Genomic DNA, 22,128 nt, shown 5'->3' with positions numbered 1-22,128 from the left:
CTGAGTAGGTCGCGACACCCTTTCGGGTGCCCTGCATCCGTTGGAAACAACGACTGGAATCAGGACAGAATTCCCCTGCGTACCTGGATTTTTGTGATCATGCAGTACCCTGTCCGGCCGACGAGGGAGGGCGCATGCCGCAGCCGCCGAAGGACGTGCAGGTCAGGGCCGGGACGGAGGCCGATCTCGGCGCACTCACGGACATTTACAACCACTTCATCCATGAGACGGCCATCACTTTCGACACCGTTGCCTTCACTCCGGAGGAGCGGTTGCCGTGGCTGCGCTCCCACCCTGTAGACGGCCCGCACCGCCTTTTGGTTGCTCAGGATGTCCCCTCTGCCCGCATTCTGGGGTACGCGACGAGCAGCCCGTTCCGCCCCAAGCCCGCCTACTCCACGTCCGTGGAGGTCAGCGTCTACTGCGCGCCCGACCACGGGGGCCGGGGCCTCGGCACCCTGCTCTACCAGGCGCTTTTCGACGCGCTGGCGGGTGAGGACGTGCATCGCGCGTACGCGGGCATCGCCCTGCCCAACGACGCCTCGGCCCGGCTGCACACCCGCTTCGGCTTCCGGCACGTGGGGACGTACGCGGAGGTCGGCCGGAAGTTCGGCCGGTACTGGGACGTGGCGCGGTACGAGAAGCGGCTGGGTCCTGAGGTCTAGCCGCGGGGCTGGGCCCTGAGGCGTAGCCGCGCGGGGCCCGGCGGCTTGGGCCCGGGGGCCGTCACCGTAGGTCCTCATTCGGTTACGGCACCGGTCGGGCCGCGCCCAGCGTTCGGGTACGGACTCCACCGGCTTCAGTGGCGGCAGCATCAAGGACAACAACAAGAACAGCCCCGGCGATTCCTCCGGCACGCTCGACGAGGCACTGGAGCGGCTGCACGCCTCAGGACCCGATCGCCACGGGTACTGGGCGGCGCAGTACCGCCCGCTTCCGCCCCTCGTACGGCTCCCCCGCGCGTCGAGCGCCGTCCGCCTCAGCCGAATTGCAGCGACCTCTTCGCCAGCCCCATCCAGAAGCCGTCGATGACGCTCCGCCCGCTGCCCAGCTCCCCGACCGCCTCCGAGGCGCCAAGGGTGACGAAGAGCGGCGCGAAGTGTTCCGTACGGGGATGGGCCAGCCGCCCCGCCGGAGCCTTGTTCTCGAAGTCGATCAGTGCGTCGATGTCCTGCGCGAGCAGCGCCCGCGTCCCCCAGTCGTCGAACTCCGCCGACCAGCCCGGCACCCCGCCGCCGGCGTGTCGCAGCGCCGCCAGGTTGTGGGTGAAGAAGCCGCTGCCGACGATCAGCACCCCTTCGTCCCGCAGCGGCGCGAGCTTGCGCCCGATCTCCAGCAGCTTCCGCGGGTCGAGGGTGGGCATGGAGACCTGGAGTACGGGGACGTCGGCCTCGGGAAACATCTCCACCAGGGGCACGTAGGCCCCGTGGTCGAGGCCGCGGTCCGGCACGTCCTGCACGGGCGTACCGGCACCGCGCAGCAACTTCCTTACGGAGTCGGCCAGTTCCGGCGCCCCAGGCGCCGCGTACTCCACCGCGTAATAGCGTTCGGGGAATCCCCAGAAGTCGTACACAAGAGGTACGGTCTCGGTCGCACCGAGCGCGAGCGGGGCCTCTTCCCAGTGGGCGGAGACCATCAGGACCGCCTTGGGGCGGGGCAGTGTCGCGGACCACGCGGCCAGTTCCCGGGTCCAGTCCGCGTCGTCCGCGAGAGGGGGCGCGCCATGGGAGAGGTAGAGGGCAGGCATGCGCTCCGAGACGGCGTTCATGGCGACTCCAGGGGTGATCCGTTCGGGCGGTCCGGACTCTTTCTTGAGACCTCTTGAGACTTCAAGTGCTTGCCGCAGCAAGCCTAGCCGCATCTAGTTTAACTTTCAAGAATAGGTAGAGTGGCCTCATGACCACGGCATCCTCCGGCAGCGCGGCCGGTACGGGCGGTAGTACGGGTAATACGGACAGCACGGGTGGTACGGGCGACGCGGGCGGCCGTACGAGCGGTATAGGCAGCGGCACGCAACCGCGCTGGCTCACCGCCGCCGAGCAGGACACCTGGCAGGCCTACGTCCAGGGCAGCACCCTCCTGGAGGACCACCTCGACCGGCAGCTCCAGCGCGACGCGGGCATGCCGCACATCTACTACGCGCTGATGGTCTACCTCGCCCGCGCCCCCCGCCGCCGCATGCGGATGACGGAGCTGGCCAGGGCCGCCAAGATCACCCGGTCCCGTCTCTCGCACGCGATCGCGCGGCTGGAGAAGTACGGCTGGGTCCGGCGCGAGGACTGCCCCTCCGACAAGCGCGGCCAGAACGCGTACCTGACGGACGAGGGCAACGAGGTGCTCGCGCGGTCCGCGCCGGAACACGTCACCGCCGTACGCCAGGCGATCTTCGACCGGCTGACCCCGGAGCAGGTCACCCAGCTCGGCGAGATCATGTGGGTGATCGCGAAGGGGTTGCAGCCGGAGGGTACGGGCGCGGATCTGCCCTGGCGCCGCTGAACCGCTGCGGCACCAGGGCAGATCCGTCGTCGTTACTTCCCTACTTCCCTCGCCTTCCGCTCACGCACCGTCAGTGCGTCGCGGGCACGGTCGGTGCGTCGCGCGCACCGTCAGCGCGTCACGGCACCGTCAGTGCATCGCGACCGGGACCTGGACCTCGCCCTCGGCCCCTTCGCTGCCGCCGACCTTCGTCGGGTCCATGTTCGGACGCCCGGCGGTGATGAACGTGACCGCGATCGCCGAGGCGGCGACCAGGATCCCGACGGCCCACCAGATGGCACTCGCGTAACCGTGCACCAGCGCCTGGGCCTGGAGCAGCTTCTGGCCGCCCGAGCCGACGGCGTGCGAGGTGAGGTACGAGGTGGTCGCGGAGGCCGCGATCGTGTTCAGCAGGGCCGTACCGACCGCGCCGCCCACCTGCTGCGACGTGTTCACCATCGCGGAGGCGACGCCCGAGTCACGCGGCTCGACGCCGAAGGTGGCGAGGGACATGGCCGGCATGAACGCCGTACCCATACCGAGACCCAGCATGATCTCGGCCGGGAGGATCAGACCGGCGTACGAGGAGCCGATCTCCAGCTGCGTCAGCAGCAGCATGGCGATCGCCGCGAGCAGGAAGCCCGGGCCCATCAGCAGCCGGGCCGGCACCCGGGTCATCAGCCGGGCGCCGATCTGGGTCGAGCCGGTGATCATGCCCGCGATCATCGGGAGGAAGGCGAAGCCGGTCTTGACCGGCGAGTAGCCCTTCACGATCTGGAGGTAGAAGGTCAGGAAGAGGAAGAGCCCGAACATCGCGATGATCGCGAGGCCCAGCGAGAGGTAGACACCACCGCGGTTGCGGTTGGTCACCACGCGCAGCGGCAGCAGCGGGTTCTTGACCTTGGACTCGACCACCGCGAACGCCGCGAGGAGCACGGCGGAGGCGACGAAGAGGCCGATGGTCGTCGGGTCGGACCAGCCCTCGGACTCGGCGCGGGTGAAGCCGTACACCAGCGAGACCAGACCCAGCGTGGAGAGGACCACTCCGGGGACGTCCAGGGCGGAACGGTTACGGGTGCCCGAGGGCTCCCGGATCACGAAGTAGGCGCCGAGGGCGGCGACCACCGCGAAGGGGACGTTGACGAAGAACGTCCAGCGCCAGTCGAGGTACTCGGTGAGGAAGCCGCCGAGGATCAGACCCACGGCGCCACCGCCACCGGCGATCGCCCCGTAGATGCCGAAGGCTTTGGCGCGCTCCTTCGGGTCGGTGAAGGTCACCGCGAGGAGCGACAGGGCCGCCGGGGCGAGCAGGGCGCCGAAGGCACCCTGGAGGGCGCGCGCGCCGAGCAGCATGAACTCACTGGTGGCCGCGCCGCCGAGCGCGGACGCCAGGGCGAAGCCGGAGAGACCGACGACGAAGCTGCGCTTGCGTCCCCACAGGTCCGAGATACGGCCGCCGAAGAGGAGGAGCCCACCGAAGGCGAGCGCGTAGGCCGTGATGACCCACTGCCGGTTGCCGTCCGATATCCCGAGGTCCTTCTGGGCGGAGGGCAGGGCGATGTTCACGATCGTCGCGTCGAGCACGACCATCAGCTGGGCGAGGGCGATGAACGCCAACGCTTTCCAACGGGTCGGGTCAGGAGCCGAGGCGTCCTGGTCGGGGAGCCGTGTTTCGGCTGTTTTTGACATGGAGGGATCCACCTAAGGGTGCAGAAAGGCGAAAACGTACGTAAGTACATGCGACGGTGCATGCCTTACGAGGTCATGGAGTCACTGGGGTCACTGAGTGACGGAGTGATGGACGGACGAAGTCCGGCACGTCGTCCGGCACGTCCGTCCGAGACGTTCGTCCGGCACGTTCGTCCTGGTGAGGTTGGCCTGGTGAGGTCTGGGCCGGTCCGGGCCGGAAGGTCCGCGGCGCGCGGTCCTCACGTACGGTCGGCGTTCTCGTTCCGTGGGTTTTGATCCGTGGGTCTTGATCCGAGGGTTTTGATCCGTGGGTCTTGGTTCAGGGCGCGTCACGGAGCGGCGCGGCGCAGATCCTCCAGGGTGGCGGCCTTGCCCGGCAGTACGGACCGGGCCGGGGCGGCCAGTCCGTCCAGGAACAGCTGGAGATGCCGGTGGGTGAACCGGTCCATGTCTACGCAGCCGGTACCGGGCAACGGGCGGGTGAGCTGGGACAACGCGACCATCAGATCGCCCACGGCGACGTCGGCGCGCAGCTGTCCCGTCCTTCTGGCCCTCTCCATCAGCCCTTCCACGGCGCCTTCGAGGCGCTCGCGCTGGGCGTCCAGTTCGGGGCGGTCCCGGTCGAACGTACCGGAGAGCATGGGGCACAGGGCCCCGATCCGTTCGTCGGCGGCGGCGTGCACGAAGCGGCGCAGCGCGGCGAACGGGTCGTCCTCCTCGGTCGCGGCCCGCTCCGCCTGTTCGGCGGTACGGGCCATCACGGAGAGCACGACGTCGTTGACGAGGGAGTGCCGGTCGGGGAAATGCCGGTACAGCGTGGCGTTCCCGATGCCGGCGCGGCGGGCGATCTCGTCGAACGCGGCCTCGGGGCCGAACTCCACGAACATCTCACGGGCCGCGTGCACGATCCGCTCCCGGTTGCGCAGCGCGTCGGCGCGCGGCCGGGGCATGCGGCGCACGCGCGGTTCCGCGGCGGTGGTGGTCACGTCCGGCCCTCCCTCGGTCGTTCCTCGGTCGTTCCCGGGTCGGCCTTCGCTCGATCTTCGATCGTTCGCCGGTCGATCCGAGCCCCCGCCGAGCGGGGGCCGCGGCTCCTCGGTAAGCGGGGATCGCTTCCCCGTTTCCCTGGAACACACGTGCAAACGGGGAGAGGGTCCCCGCTTATTTCACCTTCCTCGCGTGACCTGGGTCACATGAAGAACGATCATGCGCGAAGCACACACAAACCAGGAAAAAACCCACGATCGGCGCACCCAGCGAGCGCCGACACGCCGACCGACGGAGGGTGATCGAACAGGCAGGTGAGCGAGCAGGCAGCGGTATCGAACAGGCAGCGGTCACGACCGGCCCGCCGCCTCGGACCCGGAGGCGACCGCATGCAGCAGACGCGTCGGATACGCAGGGGCGGAGGCGGGGGCAGAGGGAACGGCGGAGGCGACGGGCGCTCGGGCCCGTACCGCGGCCGTCACCGCAGGCCCGGCCGGCTCAGCGCGCTCGCGGGTCTCGCCGCACTCACCCTCGCCGCGCTCACCACGGCGAGCGCGTCCCTCCAGGCCCCGTCCCGGGCCAGCGCCGGTCCGGCGGTCACCGGTCTGGACTCGCCCCTCGGCCCGTGCCGTATCGCGTCCGGTTCCACCGTACAAATGTCCGAGGGCGTGCCCACCCCGCCCGGCTACTCCCCCTCCACCGGCACGGTCCGCGCCCTGAACCTGATGATCGACTTTCCCGACGCGCCGGGCCCGGGGGACGCGCTCGAGCGGCTCGGGGAGTTCTTCCCGCAGACGTCCGAGTGGTTCAGGACCAGCTCGTACGGGCGGCTCGACTACCGTCCCGAGGCCCCCGTGACCAGCTGGCTGCGGATGCCGCAGGACTTCACGGCGTACGGGATAGTGCGCGGGTCGCCGTACGAGCCCGGCTACCGGAAGCTCGTCGAGGACCTCGTGCGGGTCGCGGACCCGAAGGTCGACTTCAGCGCGTACGACCTGATCAACGTACTGGTCACGCCCAACGCGGGCCCCTCGGCGCTGGACACGGTCCTGTCCGTCACCTTCTCGGGGAACGGGGACGCGCCCCACGCGGACGGCGTGCCGCTGGCCAACACGTCCTTCGTCTACAGCCGCCAGGACGACGGCTCGGGGTCGTACGCGGAGACGGGCTACCGGGTGCTGCCCCACGAGAACGGCCATGTCTTCGGCCTGCCCGACCTGTACACGCCGCAGGGCGGGGGCACGGTCGGGCACTGGGACATCATGTCGGAGGACTGGGGAGCCAACAACGACCTGCTCGGCTGGCACAAGTGGAAGCTCGGCTGGCTGGACGACTCACAGATCAGCTGCGCGTCCGCGGAGGGCAGCAGTGAGCACCTGCTGGGCCCGCTGGCGGCGGCGGGGGGCCCGAAGCTGACGTTCGTACCGATATCCGAGGACGCGGGGTACGCGGTGGAGGTACGCACCCGGGCCGGCAACGACGAGGCGGTGTGCCGGCCGGGGGTGCTGATCTACCGGGTGGACTCGGGGGTGGACACGGGACGCGGGCCGGTGACGGTCGCGGACAGCGCGAAGACGAGCGGGGGCTGTACGCGGCGGCCGAACGTGCACGCGGAGCTGTCGGACGCGCCGTACCGCCCGGGCGAGTCGTTCGTGGACCGGGCGAACGGGATCCGGATCGCGGTGGTGGGGGAGGAACGGGGCGGGTTCAGGGTGAGGGTGACGCGCTCGTAGGCGGCCGGGCCCCTCGCTCTCCCCCCGTACCGGTCACTCTCCCTCGTACCGGTCACTCTCCCTCGTACCGGCTGACGCGGCCTTCCCGGACCGTGGCCCGGACACCGGTCAGGAACCACCCGCCGCCACCGTCCGGGAAGGCGGCGCGGCCGGCCTCCGGATCGCCCCAGTAGCCGCGCGCGAGCGACTGCCCGCGCAGCCACAGGTCCCCGGCTTCGCCGTCGGGGAGGACTTCGCCGCGGGGCCCGGTGACGCGGACTTCGGTGGCGGGGGTGGGCCGCCCGTCGAGAAGCACGGGCCCGGAGGTCTCGGCGAGAAACCCACCAGTTCCCGCAACCCTCTCCCGCTCCCCCTCCTCCACTCGGAGGGCGCCGCCGAGGGCCATGGCGCGATAGACGTCGGCGAAGGAGGCGGGGTGGAAGAAGGGGTACGTGAGGTCCGCGACGGGCACGGCCCCGAACCCGGGAATCCGCCCCCTTCCCCGCCCGAGGTCGGAGACGGCGGCGAAGAAGCGCGCGTTCATCACGGCCCCGGCCTGCGCGAGGTGGGTGGCGACGGCACCGAGGGGCGGGCGGCCCGAACTCCCGTCACCCGTATAGAAGATGGTGGAGCAGTCCTCGGGACGCACGTCGAGCCCGGGAGGAGCGAGAGCGGGATCGACGCCCTCCAGCACCCCTTCCAAGAGAACTACCGGCGCCGCGGCGGCACCGGCACCGGCCCACCCCCCAACGCGCGACAACCTCGCACGATCGACGAACACCACCCGAGGGGTGCAGTCGCCGAGCACGGCCGTGAAGGCCTCTTCCTCCCAGGAGGGGTCAACGGGAACAGCCACCAGCCCGGCCAACTGCACGCCCCAGAAGGCAACCTGCCACTCGACCCGATCGCTCATGGCAATGCACACGCGATCCCCGGTACGCAGCCCGAATTCCCCACCCACAAGCCGTACGGCCAGGGCGGAGGAGGCGGCGAAGAACTCCCCGTAACTGAAGCTCCGCTCACCGATCAAGAGAAACGGCCGGTCCCCGAAGGCCCACGTGGTCTCCACGAACTCGACCAAGCTCCGAGGCCCGCTCGCATATACGAGCGCGCCGTCGTCCCCCCGTACCACCTCAAAGGGCGCCCCAGGCGCGGTCAACGCAGCTCCGGCCCACCCAAGATCCCCCACACGACGGGACGCTATGCGGCCCCGCCCACAAGGTCAACAACAGGACTCCACCCATCAAGGAGAGGGGCATATCGAGCGCCTGAACCCACTCCTCCTCACCCACCCCTCCTCACCCACCCACCCCCATCCACCCATTCACCCCCACCCCCGAGATCAGGGACGCTTCAAACCCCACGTCTGGAGGACGAAGGGCCGCCCCTTCTCCTCGCCCGTGATCGGCGGGACGTCGAGCAGTTCGAAGCCGGTTCTGGTGGCGACGGACACGCTGGCGGCGTTCTCGGCCTCCACTTCCAGAACGACCTGCTCAACGCCCAACTGCTCGAAGGCGTACGCGGCCATCACACGCACCGCCCGAGCCGCCAGCCCTTGTCCACGATGCGCGGGACCGACCGCGTACCCAAGCTCCGCCGCACCCCCTGAAGCCCGCCGGAGCATCACCTCGCCCAGCGGCGCACCGCCGTCGAGGGTGATGGCGAGGAGGATGGTCGTACCGTCCCTCCGCATCTGCCGATCCCGCTCCAGCCGCGCGCGTGCGGCCGCGTCGTCAAAGGGCGAGACGATCGGCGTCCAATAGGCGATGTCGGGATGGTCGAACAACGCCGGCATGGCGACCAAATCCCCCTCCGCCCAGTCACGGAGAACAACCCCCTCCCCCGAAAGCTCGATCCGCTCGGGCAGCGACGACGTGGTGACACTCACGGTGGAAACCTCTCTGGCCTGATCAGATCGAGGCAGACTACCCAGAACAGACATACGTTCCCACCCCGTTTCCCGAAGCCTCACCAAACCCGCCTCGACGACGAAATCCGACGTGGGCGCCGCCCCTCCTACAGCTCCGAAGCCCAACCGCAGGGCCCGCCCCAGCCACGATCCGGTAGTCTGTGGGTCGAGCATCTGAGGCAGGCGATGCGATGTGCCGCACGCGGGCGACCGCGCACGCACACACCGTAGTGACATTCCTCAGACACTCACGGCTTGCCAAGAAGCCTGAGCACAGACTGCTCTACAGTTCCGCACAAGGCTCCACACAAGCCCCGCCTTCGTAGCTCAGGGGATAGAGCACCGCTCTCCTAAAGCGGGTGTCGCAGGTTCGAATCCTGCCGGGGGCACCATCGGAAAGGCTCCGGACCGATCTCGGTTCGGGGCCTTTGGCGTTTCCTTCTGTGGGGGCAGCATGGGGGTGGCGGTTTTGTGGTTGGGGAGGGGTGGGTATGGGGGACGTTCCGGTGCGGGTCGATGGCAGGAGCATGGGGATTCTGCATGAGGCGTATCACAAGATGCGTGGGGGGCTTGCTCGGGATCGGTATGATTTGTACGACTACGTTCGCGCTACTGCGGCGAAGCTGGCGCCGTTCGACTCGTTCTATGTGGCGCTGCTGCACGGCGCCAACCGCGTGCGCTTTCCGTACGGGTATGAGGGGGCCGTCTTCGACGACCCCACCTCCCACACCTACGGACCGAGCGGGCAGACGGCCTGGCTGGTCAAGCACCGGCAGACCTATCGCTTCGCCTACGACAACGGCGCGGTGCTGAACGCGGGCATGTCGTTCGGGGACACCCGCAGGCGGTCGGCCGACGCGGTCACCGTGCCGATGTTCCGGACCGAACCGGGCTCTCGCGACGTGCTGTTCGGGATGGTGTCCATGCACAGCTACACCGCGGGGGCCTTCGACGACAACGCCGTTCGTTCGTTCGAGTGGCTCACCGGGTTACTGGCGCGGGTCCTGACCCGCGAGAAGGAGGACGCCGAGGCCTTTCTCCTGCTGCTGCCGGGCGGTGGGGTGTCACGGACCCTCACGTCGGATCATGTCATCGAGTACATGGCCGCCCGGCTGTCCGAGATCCACGGCATTGCCCGGCGCATGGTGGAGGAGGCGGGAGGGGGAGCGGGAGCGGGAGAGGACGGGCTTCTGGGTCCTGATGAGATCGTCCGGCTCTGCGAGCAGACCCAGACCGAGCTGATGGAGATGGCGCTGTGGGCCGACCAGGGGCCCGAGCAGCGCTTTCTCTCGCTGACCGAGGTGGAGCAGCGGGTGGCGGTGCTGCTGGTGAACGGGCTGGGGAACCAGGAGTTGGCCACCGAGATCGGCCGTAGCCCGAACACCGTGAAGGCGCATCTCAAGAACATCTACCGGAAGTACGGGATGACCACCCGGGAGCAGGTCGCCGAGGACGTCCGCCGGCACCTCGCGCGTTAGGCCGTGTAGGGCGTGTCGGGCGGCCAGGCTCCCGGCCTCCGTCACTCACCCGGTGGGTGAGTCCCGGCCCCGTACCGCTCATCCTCCGAGGGATGGGCGCGCGCCGGGCCCGGTGGCACGGTGGTGGGAGGCCGCCGCGGCGGGCGGCGGGCCTTCCGTTCGGAACACAGGGGACGCACTTCCATGACCCTCGATCTCTACCTGGACAAGACCGACGACGAGCTGTTCGAGCTGCTCGGCGCCGGCCTCCTCGACGAAGGACTCGGCATCTCCCCGGCGGACCGGGGCGCCAACCGCCGTTTCGGCAAGCAGTGGTTCGAGCACAAGCACCGTGATCTGCAACGCAAGATCTGCCATCAGGAGCGGGTCCAGGGCCTGCTCGGCACCACCGGCTCGGACCGGGTGCTCGACGCGGCAGCGGTGTACGAAGTGCTCCAGCACCTCGGTGAGGAACCCGCCACCGCCGGCGTGCTCGCCGTGCTGGTGGCCCGTATCGGTCTCGGATCCTTCTGTGCGAACGCCCCGGCGCCGTCATGAGCGGCGGGGAGTCGATGGCGGAACGCAAGCTCCGCCGGTTGCTGGTCAACCGGACCGACCAGCTCGCGCACATACGTGAGGAACTGGCCAGGCTCGGCGACCACGAGTCGCTCCGCCAACTGGACGCGAGCATGGCGGAGTGGCAGAAGAGCGAGGGTGCTTCACCGTACGACCCCGCGACCGCGTTGGTGCGGCAAGTGACCGAGGAGATGAAGACGGCACTGCGGGACCTGGGCTTTCCTCAGGAGCGACTGGACACCGTGTTCGTCTGCTCCTTCCCGCAGGACGACGTGTCGGCCCAGATGACACCGTTCGCCGACGGATCGGGGCTGGTGGAGGTCTCGGACTCGATTCTCACGCTGGCCGGTCTGTACGGTCAGTTCTCCGGGATCGGACTGGCGCGGATCGGTGCGCGCGGCCCGGTCAGGGGACTGTTCGAGGCCCTCCGCGCGGCCCGTGCGGGGGCGATGGGCGGCGATCCCGCCGTACTCACCGCGCTGTTGCGCTACTACAACGTGAACCAGCGGGTGTACGGGAAGTCCGCGAAGCTGGGGCACCGGGCGGAGCCGCTGGTCATGGAGATCGGCAGCCTCGTCACGCTCCAGGCGGCCCGCTTCGTCATCGGCCATGAGATCGCGCACCACGTGCTGGGGCACCGGACCCCGATGAGCGCCTTCTCACCCGGTGAACACGTTCCGGCGTGCTCCGGCGACCAGCGTCTGGAACTCAACGCGGACCTGCTGGCCCACCAGGCGACCGTACGGGCGTCGGAGCGCGAGTTCGCGGGCACCGAGGCGGAACCGGCCGTACAGTTCTCCTCCGTTCTGGGCCCGCTGGTCGCGATGCTCGCGGTCCATGTGACCGAGCAGGCGCTGTTCGTCCGCAGCGGCACCACCCACCCGCCGGCGCGGATCCGGGCCACGTTGCTCCTCGACCGGATCGATGAGCGGGAGCAGCAGGTCGCCACGCTCTTCCTCGGCAGCCTGCTGACCGCGACGGAGCGCTCGGCGGTGTTCGACGGTTCCGCGCCGGTCTTCGACTGGGAGTGGGTCGACCGGTCGCCCGATCTGTTGTCGACCCAGCCCCGGGAGTACCTGCGGTCCATCACCGTCCTCGACCGGCTCCAGAGCCGGTCGCGCGACTCGCTCGTCGAGCTGATGGAGCGGCTGGCCGAGGATGCCGGAAGCTGGGTGGCGGAGGGCGCGCGGCTCGCCATCGGTGGCAACTGCGAGAGTGCGCTGTGGAGTTGGGGCGTCGACGCGGAGACCGCGGCCGTACTCGTCGATTCCCGGCGGGCGCTCCTTTTCCACACGCTGGTGGACGAGATACGTACGGGGCTCGCCAAGCGCGGTACGGCGGACTCGGCGCTCCTCGGGGCCTCGGTGGCGGCGGCGTGCCTGGCCGGCTCGGGGCTGAGGTCGGCCGCCGGGCGGTGAGAGGCCGGCAGCCGTGCGCAGCCGGGGGGGGCGGCTGTTGTCCGCGTACGGGACCCGGCTACCGGCCTCTTCGGCCGGGGAAGCCACCCCGGAACGGGGGAACGGGGGAACGGGGGAACGGGGGAACGGGGGAACGGGGGAACGGGGGAACGGGGGAACGGGGGAACGGGGGAACGGGGGAACGGGACAGCCGGAGACGGCTGTCCCGTTCGCCCGTTACGAGACACCGGACGGGCCGGTCGGGGGCGTGGGTCAGGTGCAGGTCAGGTTCATTTGGGCTGCTGCGTGGTGGGCTCCGTAGCGGGACGGGGTGCCCCAGTCTTGGCCTCTGTCTCTTAGGCGGACCGTGAAGCGGGGGGCCTTTACGCGGTAGGTGCCTACCTTGAGCAAGGTGCCCCGGTGGGTTGGCTGGCGGATGCCGAAGGCCGCGTAGCCCGACGTGGGGTCGTTCCTGTCGGACAGGATCTCGTAGACCGAGGGGTCGCCCGCCGTGTCGCGGGGGTTGTCGGTGGCCGGTATGTAGACCGACAGGGCGCACTTCTCGTAGCCCCTGCCCAGTTCCCACGACCAGGTCGCCGTCGAGCCCCGGTCGTCGTTCGCGCTGCCCGACATGGGCATCGCCGAGAAGCTGCCGTCGCACGAATCGCCCTCGTGGCCGCCGGACTTCACCGTGTACCAGGCCGCGTCGCCGTTCTCGAAGCGGCCCGCCTCCTCGTACTCCCCCGTCCCGCAACCCGGCCCCGCCCACACCGAGTAGCCCTGGATCGGCTTCGGGGTGGGGGCCACCGCCCCCCTTAGGGCGGGGAGTTCGGGTTGTCTGACGTCCGTCGGCGCCGTGGTGGGAGGGGGGTCGTCCGTTGTCGTGTCCGGGGTGTCGCTCGCTGTGAGGGTGAGGGTGAGGGTGATTGCCGTTGCCGCCACGGCCCCCAGCGCCAGGATCGTCCACACCGCGCGCGGTGCCCTGCGCGGCGGGTACTCGGGGTGCTCGGGCCTCATGCCGCCCCACTATGCGCGATCACGCCCCCACCGGAAACCGGAAGCCGGGGATTGACCTTGCCCCAACGGCAGGGTTCACCCTCCCGTCACCGGGCCGACAGCGGCCCGGTGACGGAAGATGGGGCCATGGCCGACCTCGGGGAACTCCTCACCATCGGCGAGTTCGCCGCCAGGTCGCGGCTCTCGCCCAAGGCGCTGCGCCTGTACGACCGTCTCGGTCTGCTCGCGCCCGACCGGGTCGACGCGGTCACCGGCTATCGCTGGTACCGCCCGGACCAGGTCGAGCGGGCCCGGCTGGTGGCGCTGCTCCGGCAGCTCGACATGCCCCTCGCCCGGATCGCCGAGGTGGTGGCGCTGCCCGGGCCGCGGGCCGCGGACGTCCTCGCCGGCTACTGGGCCGAGCGCGAGGAACGCCACGCCACGCAGAGCGCGGTGGCCGCCCATCTCCGTGACCGATTGTCCGGTAGGAGGAGAAGTCCGATGTACGAGATCAAGACCGTGGACGTGGGCGAGCAGGCCGTACTGACCGAGCGCAGGCACCTGCTCGCCACCGAGCTGCCGCGCTGGATCCCCGCCGCCCTCGACCGGCTCACCGGCGCCGCCGAGCGGTGCGGGGGCATCGCGGGCACCCCCTTCGTCGCCTACCACGCCGAGGTCAGCCTCGACAGCGACGGGCCCGCGGAGACCTGTGTGCCGGTGGGGGACGTACGGGCGGCGGAGGCGTACGCGGCCGAGAACCACCGTACGACCGCACTGCGCATCGAGCCCGCGCAGCGGCTCGCGTACGTACGGGTCACCAAGGCCCAGGTCGCGCACCCGCAGATCCTGTCCGCCTTCGAGGCCGTCGAGGAGTGGATCGCCGAGCAGGGGCTGACCATCGCCGGGCCCTGCCGGGAGCTGTACTTCGAGGCCGACTGGGACGGCGCCGGACCGTCGGACGAGGTGTGCGACGTGGCCTTCCCCATCAGGTGACGGTGAGGTGACCGCGCGGGGGGGGGTAGGCGAGGGGAGCCGTCTTTCGGTCCCCCTCGGCGGGGCCCCTCGCTCCCCCTCAGCGCAGCTCCTCCGGGCAGCCCGTCCCCCGCGGCAGCTGGTACGGCGCCGCCAGGCGGTACACCCCCGGCCGGGGCGCGAGCAGTTCCGTCCACTCGTCGCCCTCCGCGTCCTCCTCGGTCTTCATCAGGCACCCGTTGGGGTTCGTGTAGACCTTGGGGCCGTCGTCGTCCGCCTTCGACGCCTCCGTCTCCTGCGGCGGGAGCACGCTCTTGCCCTCCGCGTCGACCAGGCCCAGCCAGGGCGAGTACGGGATACGGATCAGCACCCGGCCCGCCGTCTTCACGTGGATCGTCAGCTCGCCCGCGCCGGCCCGGTCCACCGTCGCCGGCGGGTCGGCCAGCGGCATGGGGTCCTCGACGGCGAACAGCTGCCAGTTGGCGTCGCCCCACAGCGGCTTGAGGTAGGGCTGGCCCTTCTGGACCAGCTCCGCCTCCATCTTCGCCCCCGTGTCGGGCTTGCCCTTCGGCAGCACCACGAAGTGCACGGCCCAGCGGTCCAGCCAGCCGCGGTAGTTGTCGGCGGACAGGGTGTCGTCGTAGAAGATCGGGTTGCGCTCCATGTCCGCCTGCCGGTTCCAGCCCCGGGCGAGATTGACGTACGGGGCGAGCGCCGACGCCTCGCGGTGGCTCCTGGCCGGGACCACCTCGACCCGGCCCCGCTCGGCGCCGGCCCGCTGCAACTGGTTGACCAGCGGTGCCAGCTCGCGGGTCCAGGAGGCGGTGGGAGCGGTACGGACGATGTCGTCGACGCCCTTGAAACCGATCCAGAAGTTCAGGCCGGCGAACGCCACCACCAGCGCGTACCACCGGCGTGAGCCCGGGTGGGTGTACGGGAGTGCGGCCAGCAGCACCACCCCCGCGACGATCATCGCGAGGCGGGACACGTTCGAACCGATCTGGGAGTCGACCACCCAGGTCAGCAGCACGCCGACGCCGTAGACGGCCGCGGCGGCCCGTACCGTACGCCAGTCGCGCGGCACCAGCACGAAGACGAACACCGCGAAGACGAACGGCAGCGAGGCTGTCCCGACCGACATCGGCTGTGTTCCGGAGAAGGGGAACAGCCAGGCGGACACGGCCACCACGACGGCCGGGGCGAGGCCGAGCGCGTACGCACCCGGGCGCCGCTTGTTCACGAACAGCGCCGCCGCGACGACTCCGAGGAACAGTCCGGCGACGGGACTCGCCGCGGTCGCCAGCCCGGCGAGCGGGGCGGCGGCCACCGCCTTGAGCCAGCGTTTGCCGCGCCAGCGGTACGGCCAGCAGAACACGGCGGCGACCGCGCCCAGCGCGAACATCACCCCGAGGCCGAAGGTCACGCGGCCCGAGAGGGCGTTGCAGAGGAACGCGAAGACCCCGGCCATCGCGCACGCGATCGGGTTACGGACCGCGCGGACGCGCACCAGGATCAGGGCGAGCAGGGCGGCGGAGACGGTCCCGGCGATCATCATCGTCGTACGGACGCCGAGGACCGACATCAGGTACGGCGAGACGACGCTGTACGAGACCGGGTGCATGCCGCCGTACCAGGCGAGGTTGTACGCGGAGTCGGGGTGGCGGCCGACGAACTCGGCCCACGCGTCCTGGGCGGCGATGTCTCCGCCACTGTTTGCGAAGAAGAAGAACCAGAGGAGATGGACGGCCGCGGCGAGGGCGCCGGTGAAGAGGACGGGGTGCCTTCGCACGCGGTCGGGGAGGTCACGGAGACCGGGGAGGCCGGGGAGGCGGTGGAGGCCGGCGAGGCTGCGGAGGCGGTGGAGACCGGTGGTGAGGGTCCCCGTCCCGTCGGCCGGCGGTGCGGGCAGCGGTCTCGGCGCCCCCTCGGGCGTGGTGCTGCCGTCCGTACGGGCCGGCTCAGTGGTGGTCACTGCGGCTCTCCACGTCTCCCCGACACGCCCCTCCGGCCGCCGCGTTTCCGCGTGCGCCCGGGGGCCTCATGTCCTAAGGACGCCGTCCCCGCGTCCCACAGTTGCCCTGCCCCGTTCAGCAGATGTCCGTTTCGGACGCTAGCACGGCGGGCGGGCCGGGGAGAGGGGCATGTGAGACCCCTCTCCCCGGGGCGGGGATCACCGACGCGTCCCCGGGGTGAGGATCAGCCGACGCGCGTCAGCTTGGCGCCGAAGCCGGGCTCCGCCAGGTCCTTCTGGAGGGCGACCGGGGTGGAGACCTTGCCGTCGCCGGTGCCGATGGTCAGCTCGCCGACCACCGTGCCCGCCTTCGCGGTGTGCGGGACCTTCGTGCCCTTGTCACCGAGCTTGAGCGTGACCTTGAGCCCGGCCCAGCCGACCGGCTTGAGGTCCTTCGTGGCGACGACCGGAGTCGTACCACCCAGCCCGTCGTCCACCACCCCGACGACCTCGCCCTTCTTGACGACGGCGGCGGACGTGACGCCGTCCTGGGACGCCTGGATCAGCTTGAGGCTGTTCTGGATGGCGAGGTTGAGCTTGTCGTCCAGGGTGGTGGCCTGCTGCGCGCCCATCACTATGCCGATGATCCGGCGGTTCTGGCCGTCGATGATGGTCTGCGCGGTCCAGAGCAGGTTGCCGCCGGCGGGGGTGGAGGAGCCGGTCTTGATGCCGCTCACGCCGGGCTCGGCGAGGATCTTGTTGTTGTTGAAGATCCGCTTGCCGATGCCGGGGATCTCGATGTCCGGGGTGTTCACGATCTCGCGGAAGACGTCGTTCCGTACCACCGCCTCGGCCAGTTTGAGCTGGTCGGCCGGGGTGGACACGGTGGTCTTCATGAGACCGCTCGGGTCCGTGTACGTGGAGTTCGTCATCCCGAGGTCGTCGGCGGCCGCGTTCATCTTCGTGACGAAGGCCTTCTCGGAGCCGGCGTCCCAGCGGGCCAGGAGCCGGGCCGCGTTGTTGCCCGACGGGATCATCAGGAGCTGGAGCATCTCCTTCTGCGTGTACTGCTGGCCCTCCTGGAGGGGCGCGGTCGACTCGTCGGGACGGTTCGACTCCTCGCCCGCCTGCTTGTCGACCGTGATCTTCGGGCCGACCTGCTTGCCGGTGATGGGGTGGTCCTTGAGTATCACGTAGGCCGTCATGGTCTTCGCGACGCTGGCGATGGGGGCGGGCTTGCCGGGGCCGTACTTCCCGAGGCTGCCGACCCCTTCGACCTCGACGGCGCCCTGGCCCTCGGACGGCCAGGGCAGGTCGAGCTTGGCGCCGTCGAAGGTGAAGGTGGCGGGGGCGGTGAGGGAGAGGGCGGGGTCGGGGAGGGGGCGGAGAGCCTGCACGATCGCAAAGATGATCAGTACGAGGAGGACCAGCGGGGTCCAGATCTTGACCCGCCGGACCGCCGTACGGACGGGGGTCTGAGGCGGGGGCGGGGTGTTGGTCAGCTCGGCGAGGAGGTCGAGCGGGGGCATGGGCGGCATGGGCTGCTGCCGGGTGCGTTCCGCGCCGGAGAGCGCGGGGCCGGCGTAGCCGGGGGGTGTGGTGGTCGGGGTGCCCGGGGTGCTCGTTCCGGTGGAGCCGGGGGGCGTCGGCTTCGTCCCGGTGGCGGAGGCGGAGGCGGAGGGCGGAGGTGTGGCCCGTACCTCGGACTTCTCGTCCCTGCGCAGCGGTACGAAGGTGCTGGCACTGGTGCCCGGGTTGCCCGGGTTGCCCGGGTTGCTCCTGGCGGGCGGGGGCGTGGGCCTCTTGAGCGTGGTGGTGGGCTGATCGACGGGCTGCGGCCGCTCGAAGGCCTTGAAGACGGCGGTCTGGCGGTCGACGGGGGGGTCGTCGGCGGGGGCGGGTTGGCCGGGGGTGGCGGAGTCCGGGGCGGGCTGGGTGGCGGAGCCCGACGTTGGCTTGGTCACGGAGCCAGGCTTGGGCTCGGTGGCAGAGCCCGGCGTGGGCTCGGTCGCGGAGTCGGCGTCGGTGGCGGAGGTGGAGGTGGAGGTGGAGGTGGCTCCGGGCTGCGGCTCGGAAGCAGCCGCCGGGCCAGCCGCCGGGCCAGCCTTCGGGCCGACCTTCGAGTCGGCCGTCGAGTCGGCCTTCGGCCCGGGTCCCGCTTCCGGCGCGGAGTGGGGTTCGTCGTCGGTACGGGACCGGCCCCACGACGTGCCCGTAGAGGTCTCGGACTTCACCGGCCCGTTCGGGCGGCCGGACGCATCGCGCCCGTCGGATGCCTCGGACTCCCCCGAAGCGGAATCCGGCGACGCGGCGCCCGAAGGGCCCGAATCGTCCCGGATCCCGGACGCGGCGGCCTCCGCCGGGTCCGACACCTTGGCGTCGCGTACGGAATCGGAATCGCCGTCAGTCGCCGCGGCAACGACCGGAACGGACTCGTCGCCCCCGCCGGACGGGCCCCCAGAAGCCCTCTGGCTGCCCGTCTCGGCCTTCGGAGTGCCCGACTCCGTGGAATCACCCACGCCGCCCTCCTGAAGCCCGGAGACAGCCGCAGGAGCGCCCCCGGGCTCGAACGAGCGCCGCGCCACCGACTCCTCGGCATCCGAAACCGACGCGGCCACGCCTGGCGCGTGCGCCGGGACCGAGTTGGCCGCTGAGGCCGGGGTGCCCGCGGGGGGACGCGTAGCCGAGGGGGCCGGGGTGGCCGCGGGGGCCGGCTTGCCCGCGGGGGCCGGGGTGGCGGCCGGCGTGTCCGCCGGGGTCGGCACGTGTGCCGGGGCCTGGGCGGCCAGCGCCGGGGCCGGGTTGGCCGCCCCGGAGTCGACAGCCTCCGACGAGGCCAAGGTCCCGGAATCCTCGGCGGCCTCCGAGGAGGCCGAAATGTCCGGCGCCTTCAAGGCGTCCGTGGGCGTGGGGGCCCCGGAAGCCCTAGAGGCTTCCGAAGGCGCCGGAGTCTTCGGGGACTCAACAGCCCCCGAACGCGCGGCCGCCTCACGGGACTCGGGAGCCTCGCCCTGGGGGACCTGGCCCCCCGGGGCCCGCCCCTGCGAGGGCTGGTCCTCGGGCGCCCCCTCCTCGGGAGCCTTGCCCTTCGGGGAACTGCCCTTCGGGGGCTGTGCGTCGGGGGTCTTGGGCTGGGGAGTCCGGGCCTCCTTCGGCGCCTCGGGCTCGGGGGCCCGGGGTGGGCGCGTGCCGGTCTTCGGGATTCGTACCCCTCGGGTCTGCGGGACCTCCCGGGTGTTCGGGACCTCCCGGGTCTGCGGGACCTCCCCGGTGTTCGGGGTCTCCCGGGACTGGAGGGTCTCCCCCGCCTGGGGGGTCCCCCCGGCCTGGGGCGTCTCCCCGGCCTGGGGGGTCCCCCCGGCCTGAGAGGTCCCCCGGGTCCGCCCGGGGGCTTGCGGCTTCGGGGCGGTCTCTTCGGCGCCCCCGTCGCCGGCGCGGTCCGGCCGGCCCGTCACCGTCCCGAGCACCTTCGTCGCGCCGTCCTCGGGGGACTCGGCCGCGGCCTCGCGGAAGACCGCCAGGCGTGGGTCCCGCTCGACCGGAGTCGTCTCCCCCGACGACTTCTGCTGCTCCGACTTGCCGGGGGACTCGCCCGCCACCGCGTCTCCTTCATGTCTCGTACGGCACCTCGCGCGACGCGCCGTACTGTCCGACTGTCCGAACCAACTACGAGTTTCCTGTCCGGAACCGCTGTCCCGGTGCCAGACGAGAACGACATACATAACGGTTCCCGTACAAAGCACCCAGGCACTCTCGACAGACCATTGTGAGAGGGGTCACCCTGTCATTCATCCACGCGGGGAGGCATGGATGGGCAAGAGCCGCAGAACAATTCCGGAGGAGCTTCTGCTTCTCGCTCTGGACCCGGCCACGGGTACCACAGCGCAGCCGCAGTCGCTCGACCTCGGCCTGGCCGGGGCACAGCTAGTAGAGCTGGCTCTGGCAGGACGGATAGCCCCCGATGGGGATCGTATCGCCGTGGTGATGCCACGGCCGACCGGAGATCCGACTCTGGACTCCGCACTGGAACTGCTGCGCAGACGCGGCAGCCCGGTTCGGGCTGTCCATTGGATTGGCGGGCCCCGCCTGGGGCTGCGCCAGACTTACCTCTCGCACCTGGAGCGGTGCGGCATGGTGCATGCCGTTTCGACCCAGATGTGTGGAGTGCTGCCGACGACTCGCTACCAGGCGACAGAGACGGCGATCAGCCGGGAGATCAGGGCCCGGCTGGACAGTGCGATCCGCACCGGCGTACCGCCGGACCCGCGGACCGCGGCGCTCGCCGCACTGGCCCACGCGGTCGGACTCGGCAAGCACCTGTACCCCGGGAACGAGGGGCGCTCGTCGCGCTCCCGCCTCCGGGACCTGATCAGACACGACCCCATGGGCGGTCTCGTGGCGCACGCCGTCATGGACGTCCAGAACGGCGCGGGCGGTCAACCGCACCGTGGCCAGCCGGAACGGAGCGCGCAGGGCGCCCCCGCCGGACGGCCGGGGGGCGTGCCGACGCAGCCGCATCACTCGAGTGGCATGGCTCGCGTCGCGGCGCACTGACCGTCGTACGTACGGGAGTCGTCGGAAATCGCACGGAAGCCGTACGGTCCGTAACCGCACCACCGCACCACCGCACCACCACGCAATCCGCCGCACCGACGTCCCCAGACCCGGTTCGGGAGCCGCACAGGACACGCGGGGCAGGCCTGATTCCAGGGCTGCCCCGCGTGTTGCGTTCACGGCCTCCCGGCCCCCCGGCCTGCGCCCGCGGCCCCCGGCGCCGCCCGCGCGCGAAACAGGCGTATTCGTCTCTGTGGCCGTTTTCCCGCGCAGTTGGGACCTTTGGTGGCAGTCTGCTGAGCAGTAGATACGTACAGCTATCAGCTATGCAGCCGGAGGTGCAGTTTCCCGTGGCGCCCAACGTCAACCCCACCGTCAGGCGACGCCGCTTGGGACAGGAGCTTCGACGGCTCCGTGAGCTCAAGGGCATGACGGCCGAGGAAGTGGCGGAACGCCTGTTGGTCTCCCAGTCGAAGATCAGCCGTCTGGAGAACGGCCGCCGCTCCATCAGCCAGCGCGACGTCCGCGACCTGTGCGGCGTGTACGAGGTCGAGGACACCCGCATCGTCGACTCCCTGATGCAGATGGCCAAGGACTCCCGCCAGCAGGGCTGGTGGCACGCCTTCGGCGACATCCCGTACAGCGTGTACATCGGCCTGGAGACCGACGCCGCCTCACTGCGCGTGTACGAGCCCCAGGTGGTGCCGGGGCTGCTCCAGACCCGCCGGTACGCCGAGGCGCTCATCAACGGCGCGCTGCCCGAGTCCGCCGCCGCGGACGTCGAGAAGCGGGTCGGGGTACGGATCCGCCGCCAGGAACGCGTCACCACCACTGAGGAACCGTTGCGCCTGTGGGCCGTCGTGGACGAGGCGGCGCTGCGCCGGGTCGTCGGGGACCGCCAACTGATGCGGGAGCAGCTCGAATACCTCGTGGAGCAGTCCCAGCTCCCGCACGTGACCGTGCAGGTGCTGCCGTTCGAGATGGGCGCGCATCCCGGTATCTCGGGGCACTACGCCATTCTCGAATTCCCGGACGCGTCCGACTCCAGCGTGGTCTATATCGAGGGCGTGACGAGCGATCTCTATCTGGAGAAGGCGAATGACGTACAGCGCTACAGCGTGATGTACGAGCATTTGCGCGCGCAGGCCCTGAACGTCGACCAGACGAGGCAGTTCATCGCGGACATCGCCAAGGAATACGCCCGCTGAGGCGGCCGGGGGGCGGCGGTCGCGCGCCGGCCGCCCCCCCGGTTCCGTCTCCGGGATCGCCTCCGGGATCGCTTCCGGACTCGCTTCGGCGCGCTTCCCAAATGTCTTGTACGTCCATTTCCCCGCCGGGGTGAGGGCACGCTACACCTCAACCGCCCCACCGTGGAAGGCTCCCCTCCGATATGCCATCCGGATGAGTGAACGCCCGTCCCGCCCGTCGAGGCGGACGAGTAGCGTCGATCATG

18 protein-coding genes and 1 tRNA gene are annotated in these 22,128 nt (G+C 70.6%); 11 read left to right on the top strand and 8 right to left on the bottom strand.

Annotation, left to right across the window (positions count from 1 at the left end):
• Positions 1 to 134: 134 nt before the first annotated feature.
• Positions 135 to 665, top strand: coding sequence for a GNAT family N-acetyltransferase (locus tag ACIODU_RS24860; protein ID WP_401769947.1), 531 nt, complete (start codon positions 135 to 137; stop codon positions 663 to 665).
• A gap of 314 nt (positions 666 to 979) precedes the next feature.
• Here ACIODU_RS24860 and ACIODU_RS24855 read toward each other — a convergent pair whose 3' ends face one another.
• Entirely contained in the window at positions 980 to 1,768 is a 789-nt protein-coding gene (locus ACIODU_RS24855) for a dioxygenase (RefSeq protein WP_401769946.1), read from the bottom strand.
• Between the two features lie 128 nt (positions 1,769 to 1,896).
• On the opposite strand from ACIODU_RS24855, the gene ACIODU_RS24850 reads away from it, so the two are divergent.
• Entirely contained in the window at positions 1,897 to 2,496 is a 600-nt protein-coding gene (locus ACIODU_RS24850; RefSeq protein ID WP_401769945.1) for a MarR family winged helix-turn-helix transcriptional regulator, read from the top strand.
• A 129-nt stretch (positions 2,497 to 2,625) separates the two neighbouring features.
• Here the strand turns inward: ACIODU_RS24850 and ACIODU_RS24845 are convergent, their stop codons facing one another.
• Both ACIODU_RS24845 and ACIODU_RS24840 read right to left on the bottom strand, forming a co-directional pair.
• On the bottom strand, positions 2,626 to 4,164 hold the full coding sequence (locus tag ACIODU_RS24845; RefSeq protein WP_356426762.1) for an MFS transporter: 1,539 nt from the start codon (positions 4,162 to 4,164) through the stop codon (positions 2,626 to 2,628).
• A gap of 329 nt (positions 4,165 to 4,493) precedes the next feature.
• Positions 4,494 to 5,114, bottom strand: coding sequence for a TetR/AcrR family transcriptional regulator (locus ACIODU_RS24840; RefSeq protein ID WP_356426944.1), 621 nt, complete (start codon positions 5,112 to 5,114; stop codon positions 4,494 to 4,496).
• Positions 5,115 to 5,540: 426 nt separating this feature from the next.
• Here ACIODU_RS24840 and ACIODU_RS24835 point away from each other — a divergent pair, with 426 nt between their 5' ends.
• The gene (locus ACIODU_RS24835) at positions 5,541 to 6,884 is read left to right on the top strand and encodes a M6 family metalloprotease domain-containing protein (RefSeq protein ID WP_401769944.1); all 1,344 of its coding nucleotides are present in this window, start codon (positions 5,541 to 5,543) and stop codon (positions 6,882 to 6,884) included.
• A 52-nt stretch (positions 6,885 to 6,936) separates the two neighbouring features.
• On the opposite strand, the gene ACIODU_RS24830 is transcribed toward ACIODU_RS24835, so the two are convergent.
• Positions 6,937 to 7,932 carry an AMP-binding protein gene (locus ACIODU_RS24830; protein ID WP_401769943.1) on the bottom strand — a complete coding sequence of 332 codons (996 nt, stop codon included), beginning with the start codon at positions 7,930 to 7,932 and terminating at the stop codon, positions 6,937 to 6,939.
• A 273-nt stretch (positions 7,933 to 8,205) separates the two neighbouring features.
• The gene (locus ACIODU_RS24825) at positions 8,206 to 8,751 is read right to left on the bottom strand and encodes a GNAT family N-acetyltransferase (RefSeq protein ID WP_401769942.1); all 546 of its coding nucleotides are present in this window, start codon (positions 8,749 to 8,751) and stop codon (positions 8,206 to 8,208) included.
• A gap of 337 nt (positions 8,752 to 9,088) precedes the next feature.
• Between ACIODU_RS24825 and ACIODU_RS24820 the strand changes: the two genes are divergently transcribed.
• From ACIODU_RS24820 to ACIODU_RS24805, 4 genes are all read left to right on the top strand, one after another.
• A tRNA-Arg gene (locus ACIODU_RS24820) sits at positions 9,089 to 9,164 on the top strand.
• 198 nt (positions 9,165 to 9,362) lie between these two features.
• A complete protein-coding gene (locus tag ACIODU_RS24815) occupies positions 9,363 to 10,250 on the top strand; it encodes a response regulator transcription factor (protein WP_401769941.1) in 888 nt (295 codons plus the stop codon).
• 183 nt (positions 10,251 to 10,433) lie between these two features.
• Complete coding sequence (locus tag ACIODU_RS24810; RefSeq protein WP_356426747.1) at positions 10,434 to 10,787, top strand: hypothetical protein; 354 nt, start codon at positions 10,434 to 10,436, stop codon at positions 10,785 to 10,787.
• Positions 10,784 to 12,223, top strand: a complete 1,440-nt coding sequence (locus ACIODU_RS24805) for a hypothetical protein (protein ID WP_401769940.1) — start codon at positions 10,784 to 10,786, stop codon at positions 12,221 to 12,223. The genes ACIODU_RS24810 and ACIODU_RS24805 overlap by 4 nt, the downstream gene beginning before the upstream one ends.
• 252 nt (positions 12,224 to 12,475) lie before the next feature.
• Here the strand turns inward: ACIODU_RS24805 and ACIODU_RS24800 are convergent, their stop codons facing one another.
• Positions 12,476 to 13,219, bottom strand: coding sequence for an adhesin (locus tag ACIODU_RS24800; protein WP_401769939.1), 744 nt, complete (start codon positions 13,217 to 13,219; stop codon positions 12,476 to 12,478).
• 126 nt (positions 13,220 to 13,345) lie between these two features.
• Between ACIODU_RS24800 and ACIODU_RS24795 the strand changes: the two genes are divergently transcribed.
• Positions 13,346 to 14,191 (top strand): MerR family transcriptional regulator, encoded by an 846-nt coding sequence (locus tag ACIODU_RS24795; protein ID WP_401769938.1) that lies wholly within the window; start codon positions 13,346 to 13,348, stop codon positions 14,189 to 14,191.
• A 79-nt stretch (positions 14,192 to 14,270) separates the two neighbouring features.
• Here ACIODU_RS24795 and ACIODU_RS24790 read toward each other — a convergent pair whose 3' ends face one another.
• Together ACIODU_RS24790 and ACIODU_RS24785 are read right to left on the bottom strand one after the other, a co-directional pair.
• Positions 14,271 to 16,142: an MFS transporter gene (locus ACIODU_RS24790; protein WP_401769937.1), complete on the bottom strand. Its 1,872-nt coding sequence runs from the start codon at positions 16,140 to 16,142 to the stop codon at positions 14,271 to 14,273.
• Positions 16,143 to 16,366: 224 nt separating this feature from the next.
• Positions 16,367 to 18,085, bottom strand: a complete 1,719-nt coding sequence (locus tag ACIODU_RS24785; RefSeq protein WP_401769936.1) for a serine hydrolase — start codon at positions 18,083 to 18,085, stop codon at positions 16,367 to 16,369.
• 19 nt (positions 18,086 to 18,104) lie between these two features.
• Here ACIODU_RS24785 and ACIODU_RS24780 point away from each other — a divergent pair, with 19 nt between their 5' ends.
• The 3 genes from ACIODU_RS24780 to ACIODU_RS24770 all read left to right on the top strand — a co-directional run bounded on the left by ACIODU_RS24780 (position 18,105) and on the right by ACIODU_RS24770 (position 21,883).
• Positions 18,105 to 18,653, top strand: coding sequence for a hypothetical protein (locus ACIODU_RS24780; RefSeq protein WP_401769935.1), 549 nt, complete (start codon positions 18,105 to 18,107; stop codon positions 18,651 to 18,653).
• A 1,278-nt stretch (positions 18,654 to 19,931) separates the two neighbouring features.
• Complete coding sequence (locus ACIODU_RS24775) at positions 19,932 to 20,675, top strand: GPP34 family phosphoprotein (RefSeq protein ID WP_356426730.1); 744 nt, start codon at positions 19,932 to 19,934, stop codon at positions 20,673 to 20,675.
• A 350-nt stretch (positions 20,676 to 21,025) separates the two neighbouring features.
• On the top strand, positions 21,026 to 21,883 hold the full coding sequence (locus tag ACIODU_RS24770) for a helix-turn-helix transcriptional regulator (protein ID WP_356426939.1): 858 nt from the start codon (positions 21,026 to 21,028) through the stop codon (positions 21,881 to 21,883).
• The last annotated feature ends 245 nt before the right edge of the window (positions 21,884 to 22,128 follow it).

The sequence above is a fragment of the Streptomyces sp. NPDC088261 genome (assembly GCF_044740805.1).
GTDB lineage: Bacteria > Actinomycetota > Actinomycetes > Streptomycetales > Streptomycetaceae > Streptomyces.
The sequence above is the reverse complement of the archived record's forward strand: the minus strand, read 5'-3'. Positions and strand labels throughout refer to the sequence as shown.

Bases quoted from the DNA above. Each gene is read 5' to 3' on its own strand.
- ACIODU_RS24840 (WP_356426944.1), bottom strand. From the start codon at position 5,114: ATGCCCCGGCCGCGCGCCGACGCGCTGCGCAACCGGGAGCGGATCGTG.
- ACIODU_RS24800 (WP_401769939.1), bottom strand. From the start codon at position 13,219: ATGAGGCCCGAGCACCCCGAGTACCCGCCGCGCAGGGCACCGCGCGCG.
- ACIODU_RS24775 (WP_356426730.1), top strand. From the start codon at position 19,932: ATGGGCAAGAGCCGCAGAACAATTCCGGAGGAGCTTCTGCTTCTCGCT.
- ACIODU_RS24850 (WP_401769945.1), top strand. From the start codon at position 1,897: ATGACCACGGCATCCTCCGGCAGCGCGGCCGGTACGGGCGGTAGTACG.
- ACIODU_RS24805 (WP_401769940.1), top strand. From the start codon at position 10,784: ATGAGCGGCGGGGAGTCGATGGCGGAACGCAAGCTCCGCCGGTTGCTG.
- ACIODU_RS24835 (WP_401769944.1), top strand. From the start codon at position 5,541: ATGCAGCAGACGCGTCGGATACGCAGGGGCGGAGGCGGGGGCAGAGGG.
- ACIODU_RS24810 (WP_356426747.1), top strand. From the start codon at position 10,434: ATGACCCTCGATCTCTACCTGGACAAGACCGACGACGAGCTGTTCGAG.
- ACIODU_RS24860 (WP_401769947.1), top strand. From the start codon at position 135: ATGCCGCAGCCGCCGAAGGACGTGCAGGTCAGGGCCGGGACGGAGGCC.
- ACIODU_RS24795 (WP_401769938.1), top strand. From the start codon at position 13,346: ATGGCCGACCTCGGGGAACTCCTCACCATCGGCGAGTTCGCCGCCAGG.
- ACIODU_RS24855 (WP_401769946.1), bottom strand. From the start codon at position 1,768: ATGAACGCCGTCTCGGAGCGCATGCCTGCCCTCTACCTCTCCCATGGC.
- ACIODU_RS24845 (WP_356426762.1), bottom strand. From the start codon at position 4,164: ATGTCAAAAACAGCCGAAACACGGCTCCCCGACCAGGACGCCTCGGCT.